The sequence below is a fragment of the Vibrio sp. 1751 genome (assembly GCF_033339895.1).
In the GTDB taxonomy this organism is placed as follows: domain Bacteria; phylum Pseudomonadota; class Gammaproteobacteria; order Enterobacterales; family Vibrionaceae; genus Vibrio; species Vibrio alginolyticus.
This window is the reverse complement of sequence record NZ_JAWOVM010000047.1, coordinates 1-16,210: the sequence shown is the minus strand read 5'-3', so window position 1 is coordinate 16,210 and position 16,210 is coordinate 1. Positions and strand designations below refer to the sequence as shown.

Annotated in this window: 15 protein-coding genes; 2 read left to right on the top strand and 13 right to left on the bottom strand. The window is 45.9% G+C overall.

Features of this window, described 5'->3' with window-relative positions; all coding sequences use genetic code 11:
* Position 1: 1 nt before the first annotated feature.
* The 7 genes from rodA to leuS all read right to left on the bottom strand — a co-directional run bounded on the left by rodA (position 2) and on the right by leuS (position 8,240).
* Entirely contained in the window at positions 2-1,123 is a 1,122-nt protein-coding gene (rodA, locus tag R7041_RS14900; RefSeq protein WP_005384128.1) for a rod shape-determining protein RodA, read from the bottom strand.
* Positions 1,123-3,039, bottom strand: a complete 1,917-nt coding sequence (gene mrdA, locus R7041_RS14895) for a penicillin-binding protein 2 (protein ID WP_005384126.1) — start codon at positions 3,037-3,039, stop codon at positions 1,123-1,125. Before mrdA ends, rodA begins: the two co-directional genes overlap by 1 nt.
* A gap of 29 nt (positions 3,040-3,068) precedes the next feature.
* Positions 3,069-3,539 carry a 23S rRNA (pseudouridine(1915)-N(3))-methyltransferase RlmH gene (rlmH, locus tag R7041_RS14890; RefSeq protein WP_017821762.1) on the bottom strand — a complete coding sequence of 157 codons (471 nt, stop codon included), beginning with the start codon at positions 3,537-3,539 and terminating at the stop codon, positions 3,069-3,071.
* A gap of 4 nt (positions 3,540-3,543) precedes the next feature.
* Complete coding sequence (gene rsfS / locus R7041_RS14885) at positions 3,544-3,861, bottom strand: ribosome silencing factor (protein ID WP_005373015.1); 318 nt, start codon at positions 3,859-3,861, stop codon at positions 3,544-3,546.
* 88 nt (positions 3,862-3,949) lie between these two features.
* Positions 3,950-4,969: a DNA polymerase III subunit delta gene (holA, locus tag R7041_RS14880; RefSeq protein WP_206949551.1), complete on the bottom strand. Its 1,020-nt coding sequence runs from the start codon at positions 4,967-4,969 to the stop codon at positions 3,950-3,952.
* Positions 4,970-4,974: 5 nt separating this feature from the next.
* Complete coding sequence (gene lptE, locus R7041_RS14875) at positions 4,975-5,514, bottom strand: LPS assembly lipoprotein LptE (protein ID WP_005384122.1); 540 nt, start codon at positions 5,512-5,514, stop codon at positions 4,975-4,977.
* A 152-nt stretch (positions 5,515-5,666) separates the two neighbouring features.
* Positions 5,667-8,240, bottom strand: coding sequence for a leucine--tRNA ligase (leuS, locus tag R7041_RS14870; RefSeq protein ID WP_005391313.1), 2,574 nt, complete (start codon positions 8,238-8,240; stop codon positions 5,667-5,669).
* 153 nt (positions 8,241-8,393) lie between these two features.
* Between leuS and R7041_RS14865 the strand changes: the two genes are divergently transcribed.
* Positions 8,394-8,864, top strand: coding sequence for a zinc ribbon-containing protein (locus tag R7041_RS14865; protein WP_206949547.1), 471 nt, complete (start codon positions 8,394-8,396; stop codon positions 8,862-8,864).
* A gap of 84 nt (positions 8,865-8,948) precedes the next feature.
* Here the strand turns inward: R7041_RS14865 and lnt are convergent, their stop codons facing one another.
* The 5 genes from lnt to miaB all read right to left on the bottom strand — a co-directional run bounded on the left by lnt (position 8,949) and on the right by miaB (position 14,566).
* Positions 8,949-10,466, bottom strand: coding sequence for an apolipoprotein N-acyltransferase (gene lnt / locus R7041_RS14860; RefSeq protein ID WP_005384119.1), 1,518 nt, complete (start codon positions 10,464-10,466; stop codon positions 8,949-8,951).
* Between the two features lie 32 nt (positions 10,467-10,498).
* Positions 10,499-11,398 (bottom strand): CNNM family magnesium/cobalt transport protein CorC, encoded by a 900-nt coding sequence (gene corC, locus R7041_RS14855; protein WP_005384118.1) that lies wholly within the window; start codon positions 11,396-11,398, stop codon positions 10,499-10,501.
* Positions 11,399-11,503: 105 nt separating this feature from the next.
* Positions 11,504-11,968 carry an rRNA maturation RNase YbeY gene (gene ybeY, locus R7041_RS14850; RefSeq protein ID WP_005373030.1) on the bottom strand — a complete coding sequence of 155 codons (465 nt, stop codon included), beginning with the start codon at positions 11,966-11,968 and terminating at the stop codon, positions 11,504-11,506.
* Between the two features lie 2 nt (positions 11,969-11,970).
* Complete coding sequence (locus tag R7041_RS14845; RefSeq protein ID WP_005373033.1) at positions 11,971-13,068, bottom strand: PhoH family protein; 1,098 nt, start codon at positions 13,066-13,068, stop codon at positions 11,971-11,973.
* Between the two features lie 73 nt (positions 13,069-13,141).
* Positions 13,142-14,566: a tRNA (N6-isopentenyl adenosine(37)-C2)-methylthiotransferase MiaB gene (gene miaB, locus R7041_RS14840; RefSeq protein ID WP_005373038.1), complete on the bottom strand. Its 1,425-nt coding sequence runs from the start codon at positions 14,564-14,566 to the stop codon at positions 13,142-13,144.
* A gap of 257 nt (positions 14,567-14,823) precedes the next feature.
* On the opposite strand from miaB, the gene R7041_RS14835 reads away from it, so the two are divergent.
* The gene (locus R7041_RS14835; protein WP_064369039.1) at positions 14,824-16,002 is read left to right on the top strand and encodes a 2-octaprenyl-3-methyl-6-methoxy-1,4-benzoquinol hydroxylase; all 1,179 of its coding nucleotides are present in this window, start codon (positions 14,824-14,826) and stop codon (positions 16,000-16,002) included.
* A 13-nt stretch (positions 16,003-16,015) separates the two neighbouring features.
* Here R7041_RS14835 and R7041_RS14830 read toward each other — a convergent pair.
* Positions 16,016-16,210: hypothetical protein (locus R7041_RS14830; protein WP_206949545.1), on the bottom strand; the 195-nt coding region annotated here is incomplete at its 5' end.

Sequence of the window (16,210 nt, the reverse complement as noted above, 5' to 3'; positions counted from 1 at the left end):
TCTAGGTCGCCTTAGAGAATGCTTTTCGGTGCGTATGAATCGACATCAGAATACCAAAACCAGCCATCAAGGTTACCATTGATGTGCCGCCATAACTGATGAGTGGCAACGGTACACCTACTACAGGTAGGATGCCACTTACCATGCCAATATTTACAAAAATATACACGAAGAAGCTGAGTACAATACTGCCTGCCATCATTCGTCCAAATGCGGTTTGCGCTTGGCTGGCGAGATATAAACCTCGTCCAATAATAAATAGATAGATGGCTAAAAGGCAAAGGAAGCCAATCATACCCCATTCTTCAGCAATTACTGCAAAGATAAAGTCAGTGTGTCGTTCTGGAAGAAATTCTAGTTGTGACTGCGTACCTTGCAACCAACCTTTGCCGGAAATACCACCGGAGCCAATCGCAATTTTACTCTGAATAATGTGGTAGCCCGCTCCTAGCGGATCAGATTCCGGGTTAAATAGAGTACGAACTCGCACTTTTTGATACTCTCGCATCAAGAAAAACCACAGAATTGGAATGAAACCACCTAATGCAATCGCAGCACCTGCAATTATTTTCCAGCTAATGCCGGCGAGGAAGATAACAAAAATACCGGAAGCCGCGATCAGGATCGAGGTACCTAAGTCAGGCTGTTTTGCAATGAGAATGGTTGGTAAGCAGACCATAATCAGTGCAACAATGAGTGTTCTTAGCGTTGGTGGGAGGGGCTGTCTACCAACATAGCGAGCCACCATTAATGGCACCGCGAGCTTCAATAGCTCTGACGGTTGAAAGCGCACAAAACCGAGGTTAAGCCAACGCTGCGCGCCTTTCGATGCTTCACCGAAAAACAGCACGCCGAAAAGCAGTATAACGCCACCAACGAACATCAAAGGTGCCAAGCTTTCGTAAGTTCGTGGAGAAAGCTGTGCAAGGACGAGCATCACAACGAGTGAAAGCACCATTCGCATGGCTTGGCGATCCATCATCAGTAAACTTTGGCCACTGGCGCTGTACATGATCACCAGGCCAAACCCCATCAGGGCCAGTATGCCAAGTAGGAGTGGTAAGTCAATATGGAAGCGTTCAAACAGGGCGCGATTTTTACCTGTAGAGGGATCCATCTTCATTACTGTTTTACCTCTTTCTTCGCATTGTTTTCAGGCTCAATTTCTTCTGGACCAAGAACGACTCGGTCAAAAATTTTCCTTACTACTGGGGCACCGTTACTAGAACCACCACCGGCATTTTCTAGTACTACAGTGACGACCACTTTAGGATCATCAAATGGTGCAAAGCCAGTAAATAACGCATGGTCACGTAAGTGCTCGGCGATCTCATCGGCGTTGTATTCTTCGTTTTCACCCAGACCGAAGACCTGTGCAGTACCTGATTTACCCGCTGTTTCATAATTCATTTTGTAGAATGAGCGGCGAGCTGTTCCGCGCGTGCCATGGTTTACCCGACGCATGCCTTCTTTCGCCATATCCCAGTACTTTTTCGGCACATTCTTGATTGGTGGGTAAGTCACGTATTCTGTCGTTTGCTGCTCTTCGAAGTCGTTACCATTTTCTATCGTCGCTTTGAGCAAGTGAGGTGCGATCACTTCTCCCTCGTTTACTAATACGGAGGTTGCTTTGGCGATTTGCATTGGTGTTGCTGTCCAATATCCTTGGCCGATACCCACAGGGATCGTATCACCTTTATACCATGGGGTTTTATGGCGAGACATTTTCCAGTCACGAGTCGGCATATTCGCCTTACTTTCTTCGTAGATATCGATGCCAGTGTAATCACCAAAGCCGAACATCATCATCCAATTCGAAATACGGTCAATACCCATGTCATAAGCGATTTGATAGTAGAAGGTATCAACAGACTCTTCGATCGACTTAATGATATCGACGCGTCCGTGCCCCCAACGCAACCAGTCACGGAATGGGCGAGTGTTGGAGTTTGGTATGCGCCAATAACCAGGATCATTTCGCGTGGTGTTAGGTGTGACGACACCTTCTTGCAGCGCGGCTACCGCCATAAATGGTTTGATGGTAGACGCAGGGGGGTAAATGCCAAGTGTAGTGCGGTTGACCAAAGGACGGTTTTTATCGTTCAAAAGGGCGCGATAGTCTTTACCTGAGATTCCGTGCACGAACGAGTTAGGATCGTAGCTAGGGCTCGAAACCATAGCCAGTACGCCGTTGTCTCTAGGATCGATCACTACAGCACTGCCTCGGCGGCCGTCCAATAATTGGTGTACGTACAACTGCAAGTTGATATCAAGGTTTAAAACGATGTCTTTTCCGGGTACAGGTGGAACGTACTTTAAGGTACGAATTACTCGGCCGCGGCTGTTTACCTCGACTTCTTGATATCCGGCTGTACCGTGTAAGAGGTCTTCGTAGTATTTTTCAATACCCAGCTTACCAATGTCGCGAGTGGCTTGATAGTTTGCGTCTTTTTCTTCTCGGATCAGGCGCTGCATGTCGCGATCATTGATTCGAGAAACATACCCAATCACGTGGGTTAAGACTTCGCTGAAAGGGTAGTAGCGCTTTAAGGTCGCACTTATTTCCACACCTGGAAAGCGGTACTGATTGACGGAGAATACTGCTACTTGTTTTTCGTTCAGTTGGGTAAGCAGTGGGACCGATTTAAATCGACGAGTCCGTTTACGCTCGTGGTGGAAACGTTCAATCTGGTCTGGTGTAATTTCCAGAATAGTTTGTAATTCTTGGATGGTTGCATCAATGTCTTTAATTTTTTCTGGGGTCAGTTCTAAGTTAAAGACGGGACGGTTCTCTGCCAGTAAAACGCCATTTCGGTCATAAATTAGACCTCGGTTAGGCGCGATAGGCACTACTTTGATGCGGTTATCGTTCGAGCGGGTTTGATAGTCTTGAAACTGGTTCACCTGAATGTTGTACATGTTGGCAACCAGAGCTCCCATCAAGACAACAATGCCGATAAAAGCAACAATAGCGCGGCTGGCAAACAGACGCGCTTCGGCTTGATAATCTCGGATTTGACTGCGGCGTTTACGAATCATTAACGCTTGGCTCTAAAGTTAAACAACGATTATTCGCGATGATAAGGGTGGTTAGCGGTGATGCTCCACGCTCGGTATAAGCTTTCTGCCATTACGATACGCACTAGAGGGTGGGGTAGCGTTAAGGCAGATAATGACCAGCTTTGGTCTGCTGCAGCTTTGCATGCAGGAGCGAGTCCTTCAGGACCGCCGATTAATATTGATACATCACGGCCATCTAATTTCCAAGCTTCTAACTGCTCAGCGAGTTGAGGAGTGTCCCATTTTTTACCTGGGATATCTAACGTGACGATACGGTTGCCTTTTGGTACCGCCGCGAGCATCGCTTCTCCTTCTTTTTGCAGGATGCGAGCGATATCGGCATTTTTTCCGCGTTTGCCAGCAGAGATTTCAATCAACTCCAACGGCATATCATGCGGGAAACGGCGACGATATTCTTGAAAGCCTTCCTCAACCCATTTTGGCATTTTTGTGCCAACAGCAATTAGTTGAATTTTCAAAAGATTAACCCCAGAGTTTTTCTAGCTGGTAGAGTTCGCGGTGCTCTTCTTGCATCACGTGAAGCATGGCGTCGCCCATATCTAGGACTACCCATTCACCTTCGTTTTCACCTTCCATTCCTAGTGGCTCAAGACCGGCTTTTTTCACTTCTGTTGCAACATGGTCAGCGATGGATGAAACGTGGCGTTTGGATGTACCAGTACAGATGATCATGTAATCTGTCACGCTTGATTTATCTTCCACATTTAGGACGATAATGTCTTCCGCTTTCATGTCGTCGGCTTTATCAGCTAAAAAGTCTTTCAGTTCTTCGCGAAGCACTCGGTTTTCCTCGGTTTGTCTCTTATCTCTATAGTGTTTTACATTCTTGCTTGCAAAACAGGTCGCGCACTATATCACGCTTTGATTTTTAAATTGCCAGCTTAATATCAGGAGAGCAGGTTTCTAAGCTCAACTGATGAATAGTTGGCCATACAGACTCGTCATACTGAGTTTTGGCTTTTATCTCGGCTTGAGCCAATAAGGAGAGCAATGCACAAATACGACTCGCTGATAAGCGGGCCAGTGCTGCGTTATAGAGTGGACGCTTGTTTTGCCAAACTCGATATTTCTCAAATACCTGGTTCATTCCCATTTGAGTTAAGTCTTGATGCATATTTAAAAGTTGGCTCAACTCTTTTTGTACACTTCGAATCAAGATCACGGTCTCAACCCCTTCCGCCTCAAGTTGGCGAAGAATACGTTGTGCACGGTTTGCTTTACCTGCCAGTAAGGCGTCGATCCAGTTAAAGGTAGTGAAGTGATTATGGCGACTTAGGGCTTCCTCTAAACGTATGACGGTCAGCTCACCATCCGGGTAGAGTAGGGCCAATTTCTCTAAGCTTTGTGACAATGCAAATAGGTTACCTTCATGCCATTGAGCCAACATTTGCAGTGATTGTTGATTGGGTTTTAGTCCCAACGTGCGGCAACGTGTCTGAATGAACATAGGTAAGCGTTGTAGATCTGGCGACAAGCAGCTTACCCAATCGCCTTTTGAGCTTAATGCTTTGAACCATTTCGCATTTTCTTGGGCTTTGGTCAGTTTGCTACCAACAATGACGAGCATGATGTCATCATGAAGCATATCACACAGTGTTTGCAGCTCTTTGCTGACGGCGGTTGTCACGCCACTTTCAGGAATTTCAAGCTCAATCAGTTGACGGTTTGAAAACAGGCTCATCGCTTGGAAACAGTCGTAAACTTGATTCCAGTCGATGCTAGCATCCACCGCAAAACGGTGTTTTTCCTCAAAACCTTGCTGAAACGCTGCCTTTTGGATTGCTTGGCGGCTTTCTTGAATCAGTAACGGCTCATTACCAAAGATTAAGTAAACCTGTTTAACTTGTTTAGTTAAATGATCCGTTAGCTTATCGGCATAAATTCGCATAGTGACTAAGAGTTTTTGTTCGCTGGCTCAGAGATTTGTCCTGCTTCATATTCGGCACGAATACGGCCCAACTGGCGCATCATCTGTTTTGCAGCTTGCAAGCGCATCTCGTCTTCAATTACGTCACGCTCAACAGATTTTGCAAGTGCGGTCAACGGGTTGTCTAGGTAGTTGCGGTTTACTGTTGTCGTAAAGTTTTTAGAACCATAGCCAGGAATTGTCACACGGTATTTTACTACGTATGTCAGCTCTTTTTCTGCTGCACGGCTATTTTGATAAAGCGATAGTGTACGCTCATCGATTGTCGCTTCCGTCAAATGAAGGTTGGGTACCGTCGATGATGGTTGAACAAGTTCAACTTTGTTCAGTTCGAGTTGAGAGCGAACATAGCGAGTTAATTCACTGTATTCATCGTAGCTGGAGAAAGACATAGTGTGCAGCTCTTCCGGTACGGAATACTCGCCGCGAAGGTGAAAACCACAGGCAGAAAGAAGCCCCGCTAATACCAATACCACTGGTAGTTTAATCAAAGAGAAAAAGCGCATTGATTGTATTCATCCTAAATTGAAGGGGTTATTTACCTTAAACCACTCATGTGAATGGTTTGAGGTAAATAAACAGGGTAGAAAACTACCCTGTTTAATGACTCTTGGTTAACAAATAAGTTCGCTAAACAGAGACAAATTGACAGCTGCGATTAGTTTGCAACGATGTTCAGCAGTTTACCTGGAACGTAAATAACTTTACGAATAGTCAGGCCATCAGTGAACTTAACCACGTTTTCGTCGTTTAGACCAAGCTGTTCGATATCGTCTTTAGAGATATCAGCTGGGACTGTTAGCTTCGCACGTAGCTTACCGTTAACTTGAACAACGATAGTTTTTTCGTCTTCAACTAGCGCTTTTTCGTCAAACGTCGGCCATGCCGCGTTATCAATGTCTGTTTCACCTAGTGCTGCCCATAGCTCGTATGAGATATGCGGAGTGATAGGGTAAAGCATGACAACAATAGCTTTCAGTGCCTCGTCAAGGATTGCACGATCTTGCGCAGATTCTTGAGGCGCTTTCGCTAGTTTGTTCATCAGCTCCATGATCGCTGCGATCGCGGTGTTGAATGTTTGACGACGAGCGATATCGTCCGTCACTTTCGCGATAGTCTTGTGAACGTCACGGCGAAGTGCTTTTTGATCACCAGAAAGCGCTGCGGTATCTACTGCTTCTGCTGCGCCTTTCGCTGTGTGCTCTTTCACTAGTTTCCAAACACGTTTTAGGAAGCGGTTCGCACCTTCTACGCCAGACTCTTGCCATTCAAGTGTCATGTCCGCTGGAGACGCGAACATCATGAATAGACGTACTGTGTCAGCGCCGTACTTGTCTACCATTTCTTGAGGGTCGATACCGTTGTTCTTAGACTTAGACATCTTGATCATGCCTGAGTGCGTTACATCACGACCTTCAGTGTCTTTAGCAGAAGTAATGCGGCCTTTACCATCACGTTCAACGGCTACGTCTGTTGGAGCTACCCACTCTTTACCACCTTTCTCGTTCTCGAAGTAGAACGCATCAGCCAGTACCATGCCTTGACACAGTAGTTGCTTGAACGGTTCGTCAGACGTTACGTAGCCCGCGTCACGTAGCAACTTGTGGAAGAAGCGTGAGTACAGTAGGTGCATACAAGCGTGCTCGATACCGCCGATGTACTGGTCTACTGGTAGCCAGTAGTTTGCTTTTTCTGGATCTAGGATGTCGTCTGCTTGCGGTGAACAATAACGCGCGTAGTACCAAGAAGATTCCATGAATGTATCGAACGTATCTGTCTCACGTAGAGCAGGTTCGCCGTTAAAGGTTGTCTTCGCCCACTCTTTGTCTGCTTTGATTGGGCTGGTTACGCCGTCCATTACCACGTCTTCTGGAAGAATCACTGGTAGTTGGTCAGCAGGTACTGGGTGAACTTCACCGTCTTCAGTCGTTACCATTGGGATTGGTGCGCCCCAGTAACGTTGACGAGATACACCCCAGTCGCGTAGACGGAAGTTTACAGTCTTAGTGCCTTTGCCTTCTGCTTCTAGCTTCGCTGCAATTGCATCGAACGCCGCTTGGAATTCGAGGCCGTCGAATTCACCTGAATCGAACAGTACGCCTTTCTCTGTGTATGCTGCTTCAGAGATGTCTAGCTCGCTGCCATCAGCAGGCTTGATAACAGGCACGATGTCTAGACCGTACTTCGTTGCGAACTCGTAGTCACGTTGGTCGTGCGCAGGTACAGCCATTACCGCGCCTGTACCGTAGTCCATCAGTACGAAGTTTGCTACGTATACTGGTACTTCGCGGCCGTTCAATGGATGAATAGCAGTAAGGCCAGTTGCCATACCTTTCTTCTCCATTGTCGCTAGCTCAGCTTCTGCAACCTTGTTGTTCTTACATTCGTCGATAAACGCTGCAAGCTCTGGATTGTTCTCTGCTGCAAGAGCTGCAAGAGGGTGGCCGGCTGCGATACCCACGTAAGTCACACCCATTAGCGTATCTGGACGTGTTGTGTAAACTTCTAGGTCTTGTTGACCCTTAACTTCAAACTTCAGTTCAACACCTTCAGAACGACCAATCCAGTTGCGCTGCATGGTTTTCACCATTTCAGGCCAACCTTCAAGCTTGTCTAAGTCGTCTAGTAGCTCTTGAGCGTACTCAGTGATTTTGATGAACCATTGAGGGATTTCTTTTTGCTCTACAGGCGTATCACAACGCCAGCAACAACCGTCTTCAACCTGCTCGTTTGCAAGAACAGTTTGGTCGTTAGGACACCAGTTAACAGAAGAAGTCTTTTTGTAAACTAAACCTTTCTCGTAAAGTTTAGTGAAGAACTCTTGTTCCCAGCGGTAGTACTCCGGTGTACATGTTGCGAATTCACGGTTCCAATCGTAACCAAAGCCTAGAAGCTTAAGTTGGTTCTTCATATATTCGATGTTTTCGTAAGTCCAAGGTGCTGGCGCAGTTTTGTTTTTTACTGCTGCGTTTTCTGCAGGTAGACCGAATGCGTCCCAACCGATTGGTTGCATCACGTTTTTGCCTTGTAGGCGTTGGAAACGAGATACTACATCACCGATAGTGTAGTTGCGCACGTGACCCATGTGCAGTCGACCACTTGGGTATGGGAACATGGACAGACAGTAGAATTTTTCTTTATTTGGGTCTTCACTTACAACAAAGGTTTTGTTGTCATCCCAGTGCTTTTGAACTTTTTGTTCAATATCTTGTGGGTTGTATTGTTCTTGCATCGATGGTATCCGTTATCTTGGAATTTGTGAGTTCGGTTAGAACAGACTTAAATAGATCGTCATAGAATACCTAAAGCTAGGGATCACAACAATAGCCAATCTGTACCCATGCGCCCTTAAGTGACGCAGGTAGGAGAAAGATGGAGGTCAGTTATGCCTAAACGTAAAACAGGTTATGAGGAAATGCTCGAGGATGTGATTGAAACCTTGAAGCACAGTCCGGAAGAAGTTAACAAAGCGATTGAGACGTCGGGCAAAGTGGTGGATGCTGCTAATGACTTGACCAAAGATGAATTGGCTTTAATCAAAGCGTACCTTAAAGCAGACTTAAAAGAGTTTTCAGAGAGTTACGAGGATGGCAAAAGCGGTCCGTTTTACTTAACGATTGCGGATTCGATATGGCAAGGGCTGTTAGAGATTACAGACCGAACTAAAGTTGAGTGGGTTGAGTTGTTCGATGACTTAGAGCATCAAGGGCTATATGAAGCAGGAGAGGTGATAGGCTTAGGCACTTTAGTCTGTGATGAGTGTGGTCACAAGACAACGTATAACCACCCAACAGTAATCATTCCGTGTATTAAGTGTAGTCACAAAGGCTTTACTCGTCAGTCATTAAAGCCATAAATGGCGAGTAACGACTGTATAATGCAATGAATAAAAAAGAGGCTTAGTCGCCTCTTTTTTGTCTTTTCTACTTTCAAGCTGTTATCAGCTCTGTTTTCTTCTTAAACCGAAAGCCAGCGCTAAACTTAACCCTACCCAAATATACAATGGCCAAGTACCAACGATTCGATATGGCGTTTTCCCATCGGTTGGGGTGAGCTCTGCGCGCAGTACTGCAGTTTCAAACTGCGGAACTTGCTCAACGATTTTACCCTTGTGATCGGTTACCGCTGTTAATCCATTGTTAGTCGAGCGGATGAGCGGTTTGCCCAACTCTAAGGCACGCATACGGGCGATCTCCATATGCTGAAGAGGGCCGATAGAGTGACCAAACCATGCATCGTTTGAAAGCGTTAGAATGAAGTCTGTTTCGTCAGTCACATTTTGACGCACTTGCTCATTAAAGATGATCTCATAGCAAAGCGCTGGTGCCATGTGCATGCCATTCGCAACGATGTTTGGCTGCACAAAAGCCCCACGGCTAAACGATGACATCGGTAGGTTAAAGAATGGCGCTAATGGGCGCAAAATATCTTCAAATGGTACAAACTCACCAAACGGTAGTAGGTGATGCTTATGGTAACGTTCGCTTAAATCGAAGCTGTAGTCACCGTATGGTGTGATGCCGAGGGACAGAATACTGTTGTAGAACTGTCGATCTTCAGCTTGGTTGACGACACCGGTGATGATTGCGCTGTTATTCATTTTTGCAGCGCTGTCGATATTGCTCAAAAATGAAGGCACTTCAATTTCAAAAGCGGGAATTGCTGCTTCTGGCCAAACGATAATGTCAGCGTCCCAGTTTTCACGAGTTAAGTCAGCATATTTCATGATGGTTGGCCAGCGTTGACTTGGTAGCCACTTTAGGTTTTGGTCTACGTTACCTTGAATCAGTGCGAGCTTAGTCGTGTCTTCTGGTCGGGGTGTTACCCAATCGTAGTTGCGAATCCCAAAGCCAGTACTGAGTAATACCGCAGGGATAATCACCATCAGCCACTGCTTATGAATCCATGCATAGGCTAACGCCCCTGCGCTGATAAGGATAAATAGAGTAAGCAGTTCTACGCCGCCAATTGGTGCAAAGCTTGCGAGTGGAGCATCTATCTGGCTATAGCCTAGCCATAACCAAGGGAAGCCGGTCATCACCCAACCACGCAACCAATCACTTATCAGCCATAAAGCAGGTGCAGCGAGAAGTGCTTTTGTGAGCGTAAATTGAGGAAACAGCTTGTTGTTGAGCCAAGCAAATAAGCCTGAATAAACAGCCAAGTAGGCAACAAGTAAGCCCATTAAAAATAAATTGGCAATGAGCGGCATACCGCCAAAACCGGAGATACTGACGTAAACCCAGCTAACGCCAGTTGCAAATTGACCTAACCCCCAAGCATAACCAATCCATAGTGCGCGTTTCGGAGTTTGGTTAGCAAGAAGAATCAGTAGAATTGCAGGGCTAAGAATGGCAATAGGCCACAGCTGGTAAGGAGCGAAAGCGAGTGTAGTAGAGGCGCCAACAAAAGCGGCCACTAAGGGCCGCTTAAGGCGATGAAAGAGTTCATTCATCATTGTAATTTCTGAGATTCCCAATGGGTATCGCGTTACTCTTGAGTGGCTTCAACCAGGGTTTCTTCGTCTGGGATCGTCACTTGGAGTTGAATGACACGACGGTTATCGGCAGCGGTGACTTTGAAGTTGTAGCCTTCAATTTCAACCAGTTCACCACGAGAAGGTAAGTGACCAAAGGCAGTCATGACCATACCACCAACGGTATCAACTTCCTCATCGCTGAAGTTGGTTCCGAATGTCTCATTAAACTCTTCGATGGTTGTCAGCGCTCTGACAGCAAACGTATGCTTGCTCAGCTTACGAATGTCCGTCTCTTCACTTTCATCGAATTCATCTTCAATATCCCCGACGATTTCCTCAAGGATATCTTCAATGGTCACAAGACCAGAAACACCACCGAATTCATCGACAACAATGGCCATATGATAACGTTCTTCACGGAATTCTTTCAGCAGTCGATCAACGCGTTTACTTTCCGGTACTACAACCGCTGGTCGAATGACTTCTTCGATATCAAATGGATTACTGCCTGAGCCTAAGTATTTAAGTAAGTCCTTCGCTAGAAGTATGCCTTCCACATGGTCTTTATCTTCGCTGATCACAGGGTAGCGAGAGTGTTGAGCATCGGTAATCAAAGCAACCAAGGTATCAAGGTCGTGAGTACGCTCAACGGTAACCATTTGCGAACGCGGGATCATAATGTCACGCACACGCATTTCGGAGATTTCCATAACACCTTCGAGCATATCGCGAGTGTCATGGTCAATCAGGTCGTTAACTTCAGAGTCGCGGATAACATCCACAAGCTCTTGGCGATCTTTTGGTTCGCCCTGAAATAGTTGACCTAGACGTTCAAAGAAGGACTTTCTACTCGGACCTTCTGCCTTTTCTTTCTTATCTTCGTTAGAAGAGGGAGAATTATCTTCGTTCATTGTTTCTCAATTAAGTAACGCTATCAGAAGTGTGATAGCACACATAGAGAGGCGAACACGAGAGTCATTTAGGTGGTTCGCCTTTCCCTGTCGAGTGGCCAATAGCTACTCTTTTTCAGCAATGTAAGGATCTTCATAACCCATACCTTGCATGATTTCGGTTTCGAGGGACTCCATCTCTTCGGCTTCGTCATCCTCTATATGATCATAACCTAGCAGATGCAAGCTGCCATGTACAACCATATGCGCCCAATGTGCTAGCAGAGGCTTGCTCTGTTCAACCGCCTCTTTTTCAACAACTTGGCGGCAAATAATCAAATCACCAAGTAAATCTATTTCCATACCAGGAGGTGCTTCAAATGGAAACGACAACACATTAGTTGGTTTATCTTTGCCGCGATACTCATGGTTGAGCGTATGACTTTCTTGTTCATCAACAATACGAATGGTGACTTCGGCTTGTGGCTGGAAGAGAGGAATTGTCTTATCTAGCCACAATTGGAAATCTTGCTGCGAAGGCAGACCTTCTTCATTTTCGACTGCCAGTTGCAGATCAAGTTCAATCGCCATGATTATTCCTTAGTTGAAGCAACTTGTGCATTCAGTTCGGCTTTTGCTGCTTCTAGTAACTTCGCATCGCGTTCTTCACGACGGCGTTTCTCGAACTCTTTACGCTCTTTCTGGTCTTGTGCTTCCCACTTCTCGTACGCGTTAACGATACGAGCAACCACAGGGTGACGTACAACGTCGTCGGCTAAGAAGAAGTTAAAGCTGATGTCGTCAACTTCGCTTAGTACCTCAATAGCATGACGAAGACCCGATTTCGCACCACGAGGTAAGTCAATCTGCGTGACATCACCAGTGATAACCGCGCGAGAGTTAAAACCAATACGCGTTAGGAACATCTTCATCTGCTCAACAGTGGTGTTCTGACTCTCATCAAGAATGATGAAGGCGTCGTTTAGAGTACGACCACGCATGTAAGCAAGAGGAGCAACCTCAATCACGTTACGTTCAATCAGCTTCTCTACGCGCTCAAAGCCCAGCATTTCAAATAGGGCGTCGTATAGCGGACGTAGGTATGGGTCGACTTTCTGGCTTAAATCACCAGGCAGGAAGCCCAATTTCTCACCAGCTTCAACCGCTGGACGAGTAAGTAGAATACGGCGGATCTCTTGGCGCTCTAGTGCGTCAACAGCTGCTGCTACAGCAAGGTAGGTTTTACCTGTACCAGCCGGGCCAATACCAAAAGAAATATCATGCGTGACCATGTTAACCAAGTACTGCGCTTGGTTTGGCGTACGTGGTTTGATCACACCTTTCTTGGTTTTGACGAAGACTTCTTTACCATGCTCGATGTTAGACTCAGTATTCTGCTCAAGAACACCAGACTCTTTGATCGCTAGATGGATTTGCTCAGGCTCAATATCTGGGATCTCACCTCGTACAGGTGCGGTATCAACATATAGAGTTTTCAGGATATCCAGCGCAGCTGATGCGGTATGAGGTTTACCGACAATCGTAAAGTGGTCACTACGGTGGTTAATTTCAACGCCTAGACGACGTTCTAAATGCTTGATGTTGTCATCGAATGGACCGCACAGGCTAGCTAGTCGGCGGTTGTCTGAAGGTTCTAGGTTAATTTCTAGAGTTACGATTTTATTGCTCAATGTTGCCTCTCATTTTTTGCCACTTAGTGAGAGCCTGATAACGACCAGGCTCTCTATGGCTATTTATACGAGCTTACGGCGTAAAAGTAGCTACACCCAGCTCATCTTCGCGACGTGTTTTCGCCATCATCTGCGTTGGGGAAATCACACTACGAAGATCCATGTCTTTTTCAGTACGTACTAGCTCACCACGCAGTGAGTTTGCAAATACGTCTACGATCTTCACATCAACGAACTGACCAATTAGGTCTGCACTACCTTCAAAGTTTACTACACGGTTGTTTTCTGTACGAGCGCGTAGTTCCATTAGGTTTTTCTTCGAAGGACCTTCAACTAGAACACGTTGTTCTGTGCCAAGCATTAAGCGAGAGTAACGCATCGCTTGAGCATTGATAGTTTGCTGTAGTTCGTAAAGGCGCTCTTTCTTCACTTGTTCTGACACATCACAAGGGTAATCCGCTGCTGGCGTACCTGGACGTGGAGAGAAAATAAAGCTGAAGCTCATGTCAAAGTCTACATCTTTGATTAGCTTCATGGTGTCTTGGAAGTCTTTGTCTGTCTCACCAGGGAAACCAACAATAAAGTCTGAACTGATTTGGATATCAGGACGAGCTTTACGCAGTTTACGGATGATCGATTTGTATTCGATAGCGGTGTGAGGGCGTTTCATCATCGTTAGGATACGGTCACTACCACTTTGCACAGGTAAGTGCAGGAAGCTCACAAGTTCTGGCGTATCTTCGTATACTGCGATGATGTCGTCTGTGAATTCTAACGGGTGGCTCGTCGTGAAACGAATACGGTCGATACCATCGATAGACGCAACCAAACGAAGCAGTTCTGCAAATGAACAGATCTCACCATCGTGCATAGGACCACGGTACGCGTTTACGTTTTGACCCAGAAGGTTTACTTCACGTACGCCTTGTTCAGCAAGTTGGGCGATTTCGAACAGTACGTCATCCATTGGACGGCTTACTTCTTCACCACGAGTGTACGGTACGACACAGTAAGTACAGTACTTAGAGCAGCCTTCCATAATAGAAACGAATGCTGTCGCACCTTCAGCGCGAGGTTCAGGTAGGCGGTCGAATTTTTCGATCTCTGGGAACGAAATGTCCATAACTGGTGCATCATCGGACTGAGATTGTTTGATCATCTCAGGTAGGCGGTGCAAAGTTTGTGGGCCAAAAATAACGTCAACGTATGGTGCACGTTCACGAATATGGTCACCTTCTTGCGTTGCTACACAACCACCTACACCGATAACTACGCCAGGTTTTTTATCTTTTAGTGTTTTCCAGCGGCCTAGCTGGTGGAAAACTTTCTCTTGCGCTTTTTCACGGATCGAACAGGTGTTAAGTAGAAGTACGTCTGCTTCCTCTGGCTCTTCCGTCAGCTCGTAGCCGTTTGCAGCATTAAGCAGGTCGGCCATTTTTGATGAATCGTATTCGTTCATCTGGCAGCCCCAGGTTTTAATTAGCAGTTTCTTACTCATCTCACTTTCGCTCGTTCAGTTGTACTTAAATCGGAGAGCTATTGCTCAAATTATAGCCGCCATCACGGCGGTAAGCGGCGTATTGTACTGCTTTAAAAAGCACCTGACTAGTGATCTAGCTAATTCTCTGCAAAGCCTGATGAAATCTAGTTTTTCGCCCTATGCTGAACAAGGTTTTTTGTTAAACAATTTTGTAAAAGTAGCCATGGAAAGTACAATAAAAAACGCCAATTAATCAGCACGATGAAGAGTGAAAAATGAACAAGTATGACATCGCCGTGATCGGTGGCGGTATGGTCGGGGCAGCCGTCGCTGTTGGATTTGCCAAGCAGGGCAGAAGCGTTGTCTTGGTCGAAGGTACAAAACCTAAAGTTTTTGATGCCGCTCAGGCGATGGATATTCGTGTATCTGCAATCTCGCACCAGTCGGTGGAGTTACTTGATTCACTCGGAGCATGGTCAGAGATCAAGAGCATGCGAGTTTGTCCTTATCGGCGCTTAGAAACTTGGGAGCACCCAGAGTGCCGTACTCGTTTTCACTCTGATGAATTGTCATTGGATCAGCTAGGTTACATCGTTGAAAATCGCCTAATCCAATTAGGTCTTTGGCAAGTCTTCTCTAAGTATGAAAATCTAACCGTGATGTGTCCTGAGCGATTAAAAGCCATTGAGTTTGCAGATGTAAATCTTGTGACACTAGAAAGTGGGGCGCAGTTTGAAGCTAACTGGGTGATTGGTGCTGATGGTGCAAACTCTAAAGTTCGTCAATTGGCTGGAATTGGTGTAACTGCGTGGGATTACCGACAACACTGCATGTTGATTAACGTGAAAACAGAATTGCCTCAGCAAGATATTACTTGGCAACAATTTACACCTTCAGGCCCACGTTCATTTTTACCTCTGTGCTCTTTGAGTAACGACGATGGTCAAATAGTAGGCCAAGGTTCTTTGGTTTGGTATGACTCGCCTAAACGTATTAAACAACTGTGTGCGATGGGTAAACCTCAACTAAGGGAAGAAATCTTACGTCATTTCCCTGCAGAATTAGGCGATATTGAAGTTTTACAGTTTGGCTCATTCCCACTCACTCGTCGTCATGCGCAAAGCTACTCAAGCAAAAATTGCGTATTAGTGGGTGACTCTGCCCATACGATCAACCCGCTTGCAGGGCAAGGGGTAAACTTAGGCTTCAAAGATGTAGACGTTCTCCTTTCGGTAACAGAACAACAAGAAAAGCTGGAAGATACCTTACTCGCGAAATACGAACGCGCACGTCGACCTGACAACTTACTCATGCAGACGGGCATGGACTTTTTCTATAAAGGTTTTAGCAACGATCTAGGGCCATTGAAGTTCGTACGTAATGCTGCATTGAAGCTTGCTGAAAACTCAGGGCCAATTAAGGCTCAAGTACTGAAATACGCGTTAGGTATGTAGTAAGCTACTCAAATCACAGATAGAAAAAAAGCGAGCCATGAGCTCGCTTTTTTAATTCGGCAAATCTAATGATTTCCCGAGTCCAGAACCAAAAAAAGAAAAAACCCAGCAAAGTCATGCTGGGTTTTCCGATAATGGTGCGGAAGGAGAGACTTGAACTCTCACACCTTGCGGCGCCAGAACCTAAATCTGGTGCGTCTACCAATTC

What these genes read in the sequence shown, in the direction of transcription:
- rodA (WP_005384128.1), bottom strand. Translation starts at nt 1,123, where the DNA reads ATGAAGATGGATCCCTCTACAGGTAAAAATCGCGCCCTGTTTGAACGC.
- leuS (WP_005391313.1), bottom strand. Translation starts at nt 8,240, where the DNA reads ATGCAAGAACAATACAACCCACAAGATATTGAACAAAAAGTTCAAAAG.
- R7041_RS14835 (WP_064369039.1), top strand. Translation starts at nt 14,824, where the DNA reads ATGAACAAGTATGACATCGCCGTGATCGGTGGCGGTATGGTCGGGGCA.
- corC (WP_005384118.1), bottom strand. Translation starts at nt 11,398, where the DNA reads ATGAACGAAGATAATTCTCCCTCTTCTAACGAAGATAAGAAAGAAAAG.
- holA (WP_206949551.1), bottom strand. Translation starts at nt 4,969, where the DNA reads ATGCGAATTTATGCCGATAAGCTAACGGATCATTTAACTAAACAAGTT.
- lptE (WP_005384122.1), bottom strand. Translation starts at nt 5,514, where the DNA reads ATGCGCTTTTTCTCTTTGATTAAACTACCAGTGGTATTGGTATTAGCG.
- lnt (WP_005384119.1), bottom strand. Translation starts at nt 10,466, where the DNA reads ATGATGAATGAACTCTTTCATCGCCTTAAGCGGCCCTTAGTGGCCGCT.
- ybeY (WP_005373030.1), bottom strand. Translation starts at nt 11,968, where the DNA reads ATGGCGATTGAACTTGATCTGCAACTGGCAGTCGAAAATGAAGAAGGT.
- miaB (WP_005373038.1), bottom strand. Translation starts at nt 14,566, where the DNA reads ATGAGTAAGAAACTGCTAATTAAAACCTGGGGCTGCCAGATGAACGAA.
- mrdA (WP_005384126.1), bottom strand. Translation starts at nt 3,039, where the DNA reads ATGATTCGTAAACGCCGCAGTCAAATCCGAGATTATCAAGCCGAAGCG.
- R7041_RS14865 (WP_206949547.1), top strand. Translation starts at nt 8,394, where the DNA reads ATGCCTAAACGTAAAACAGGTTATGAGGAAATGCTCGAGGATGTGATT.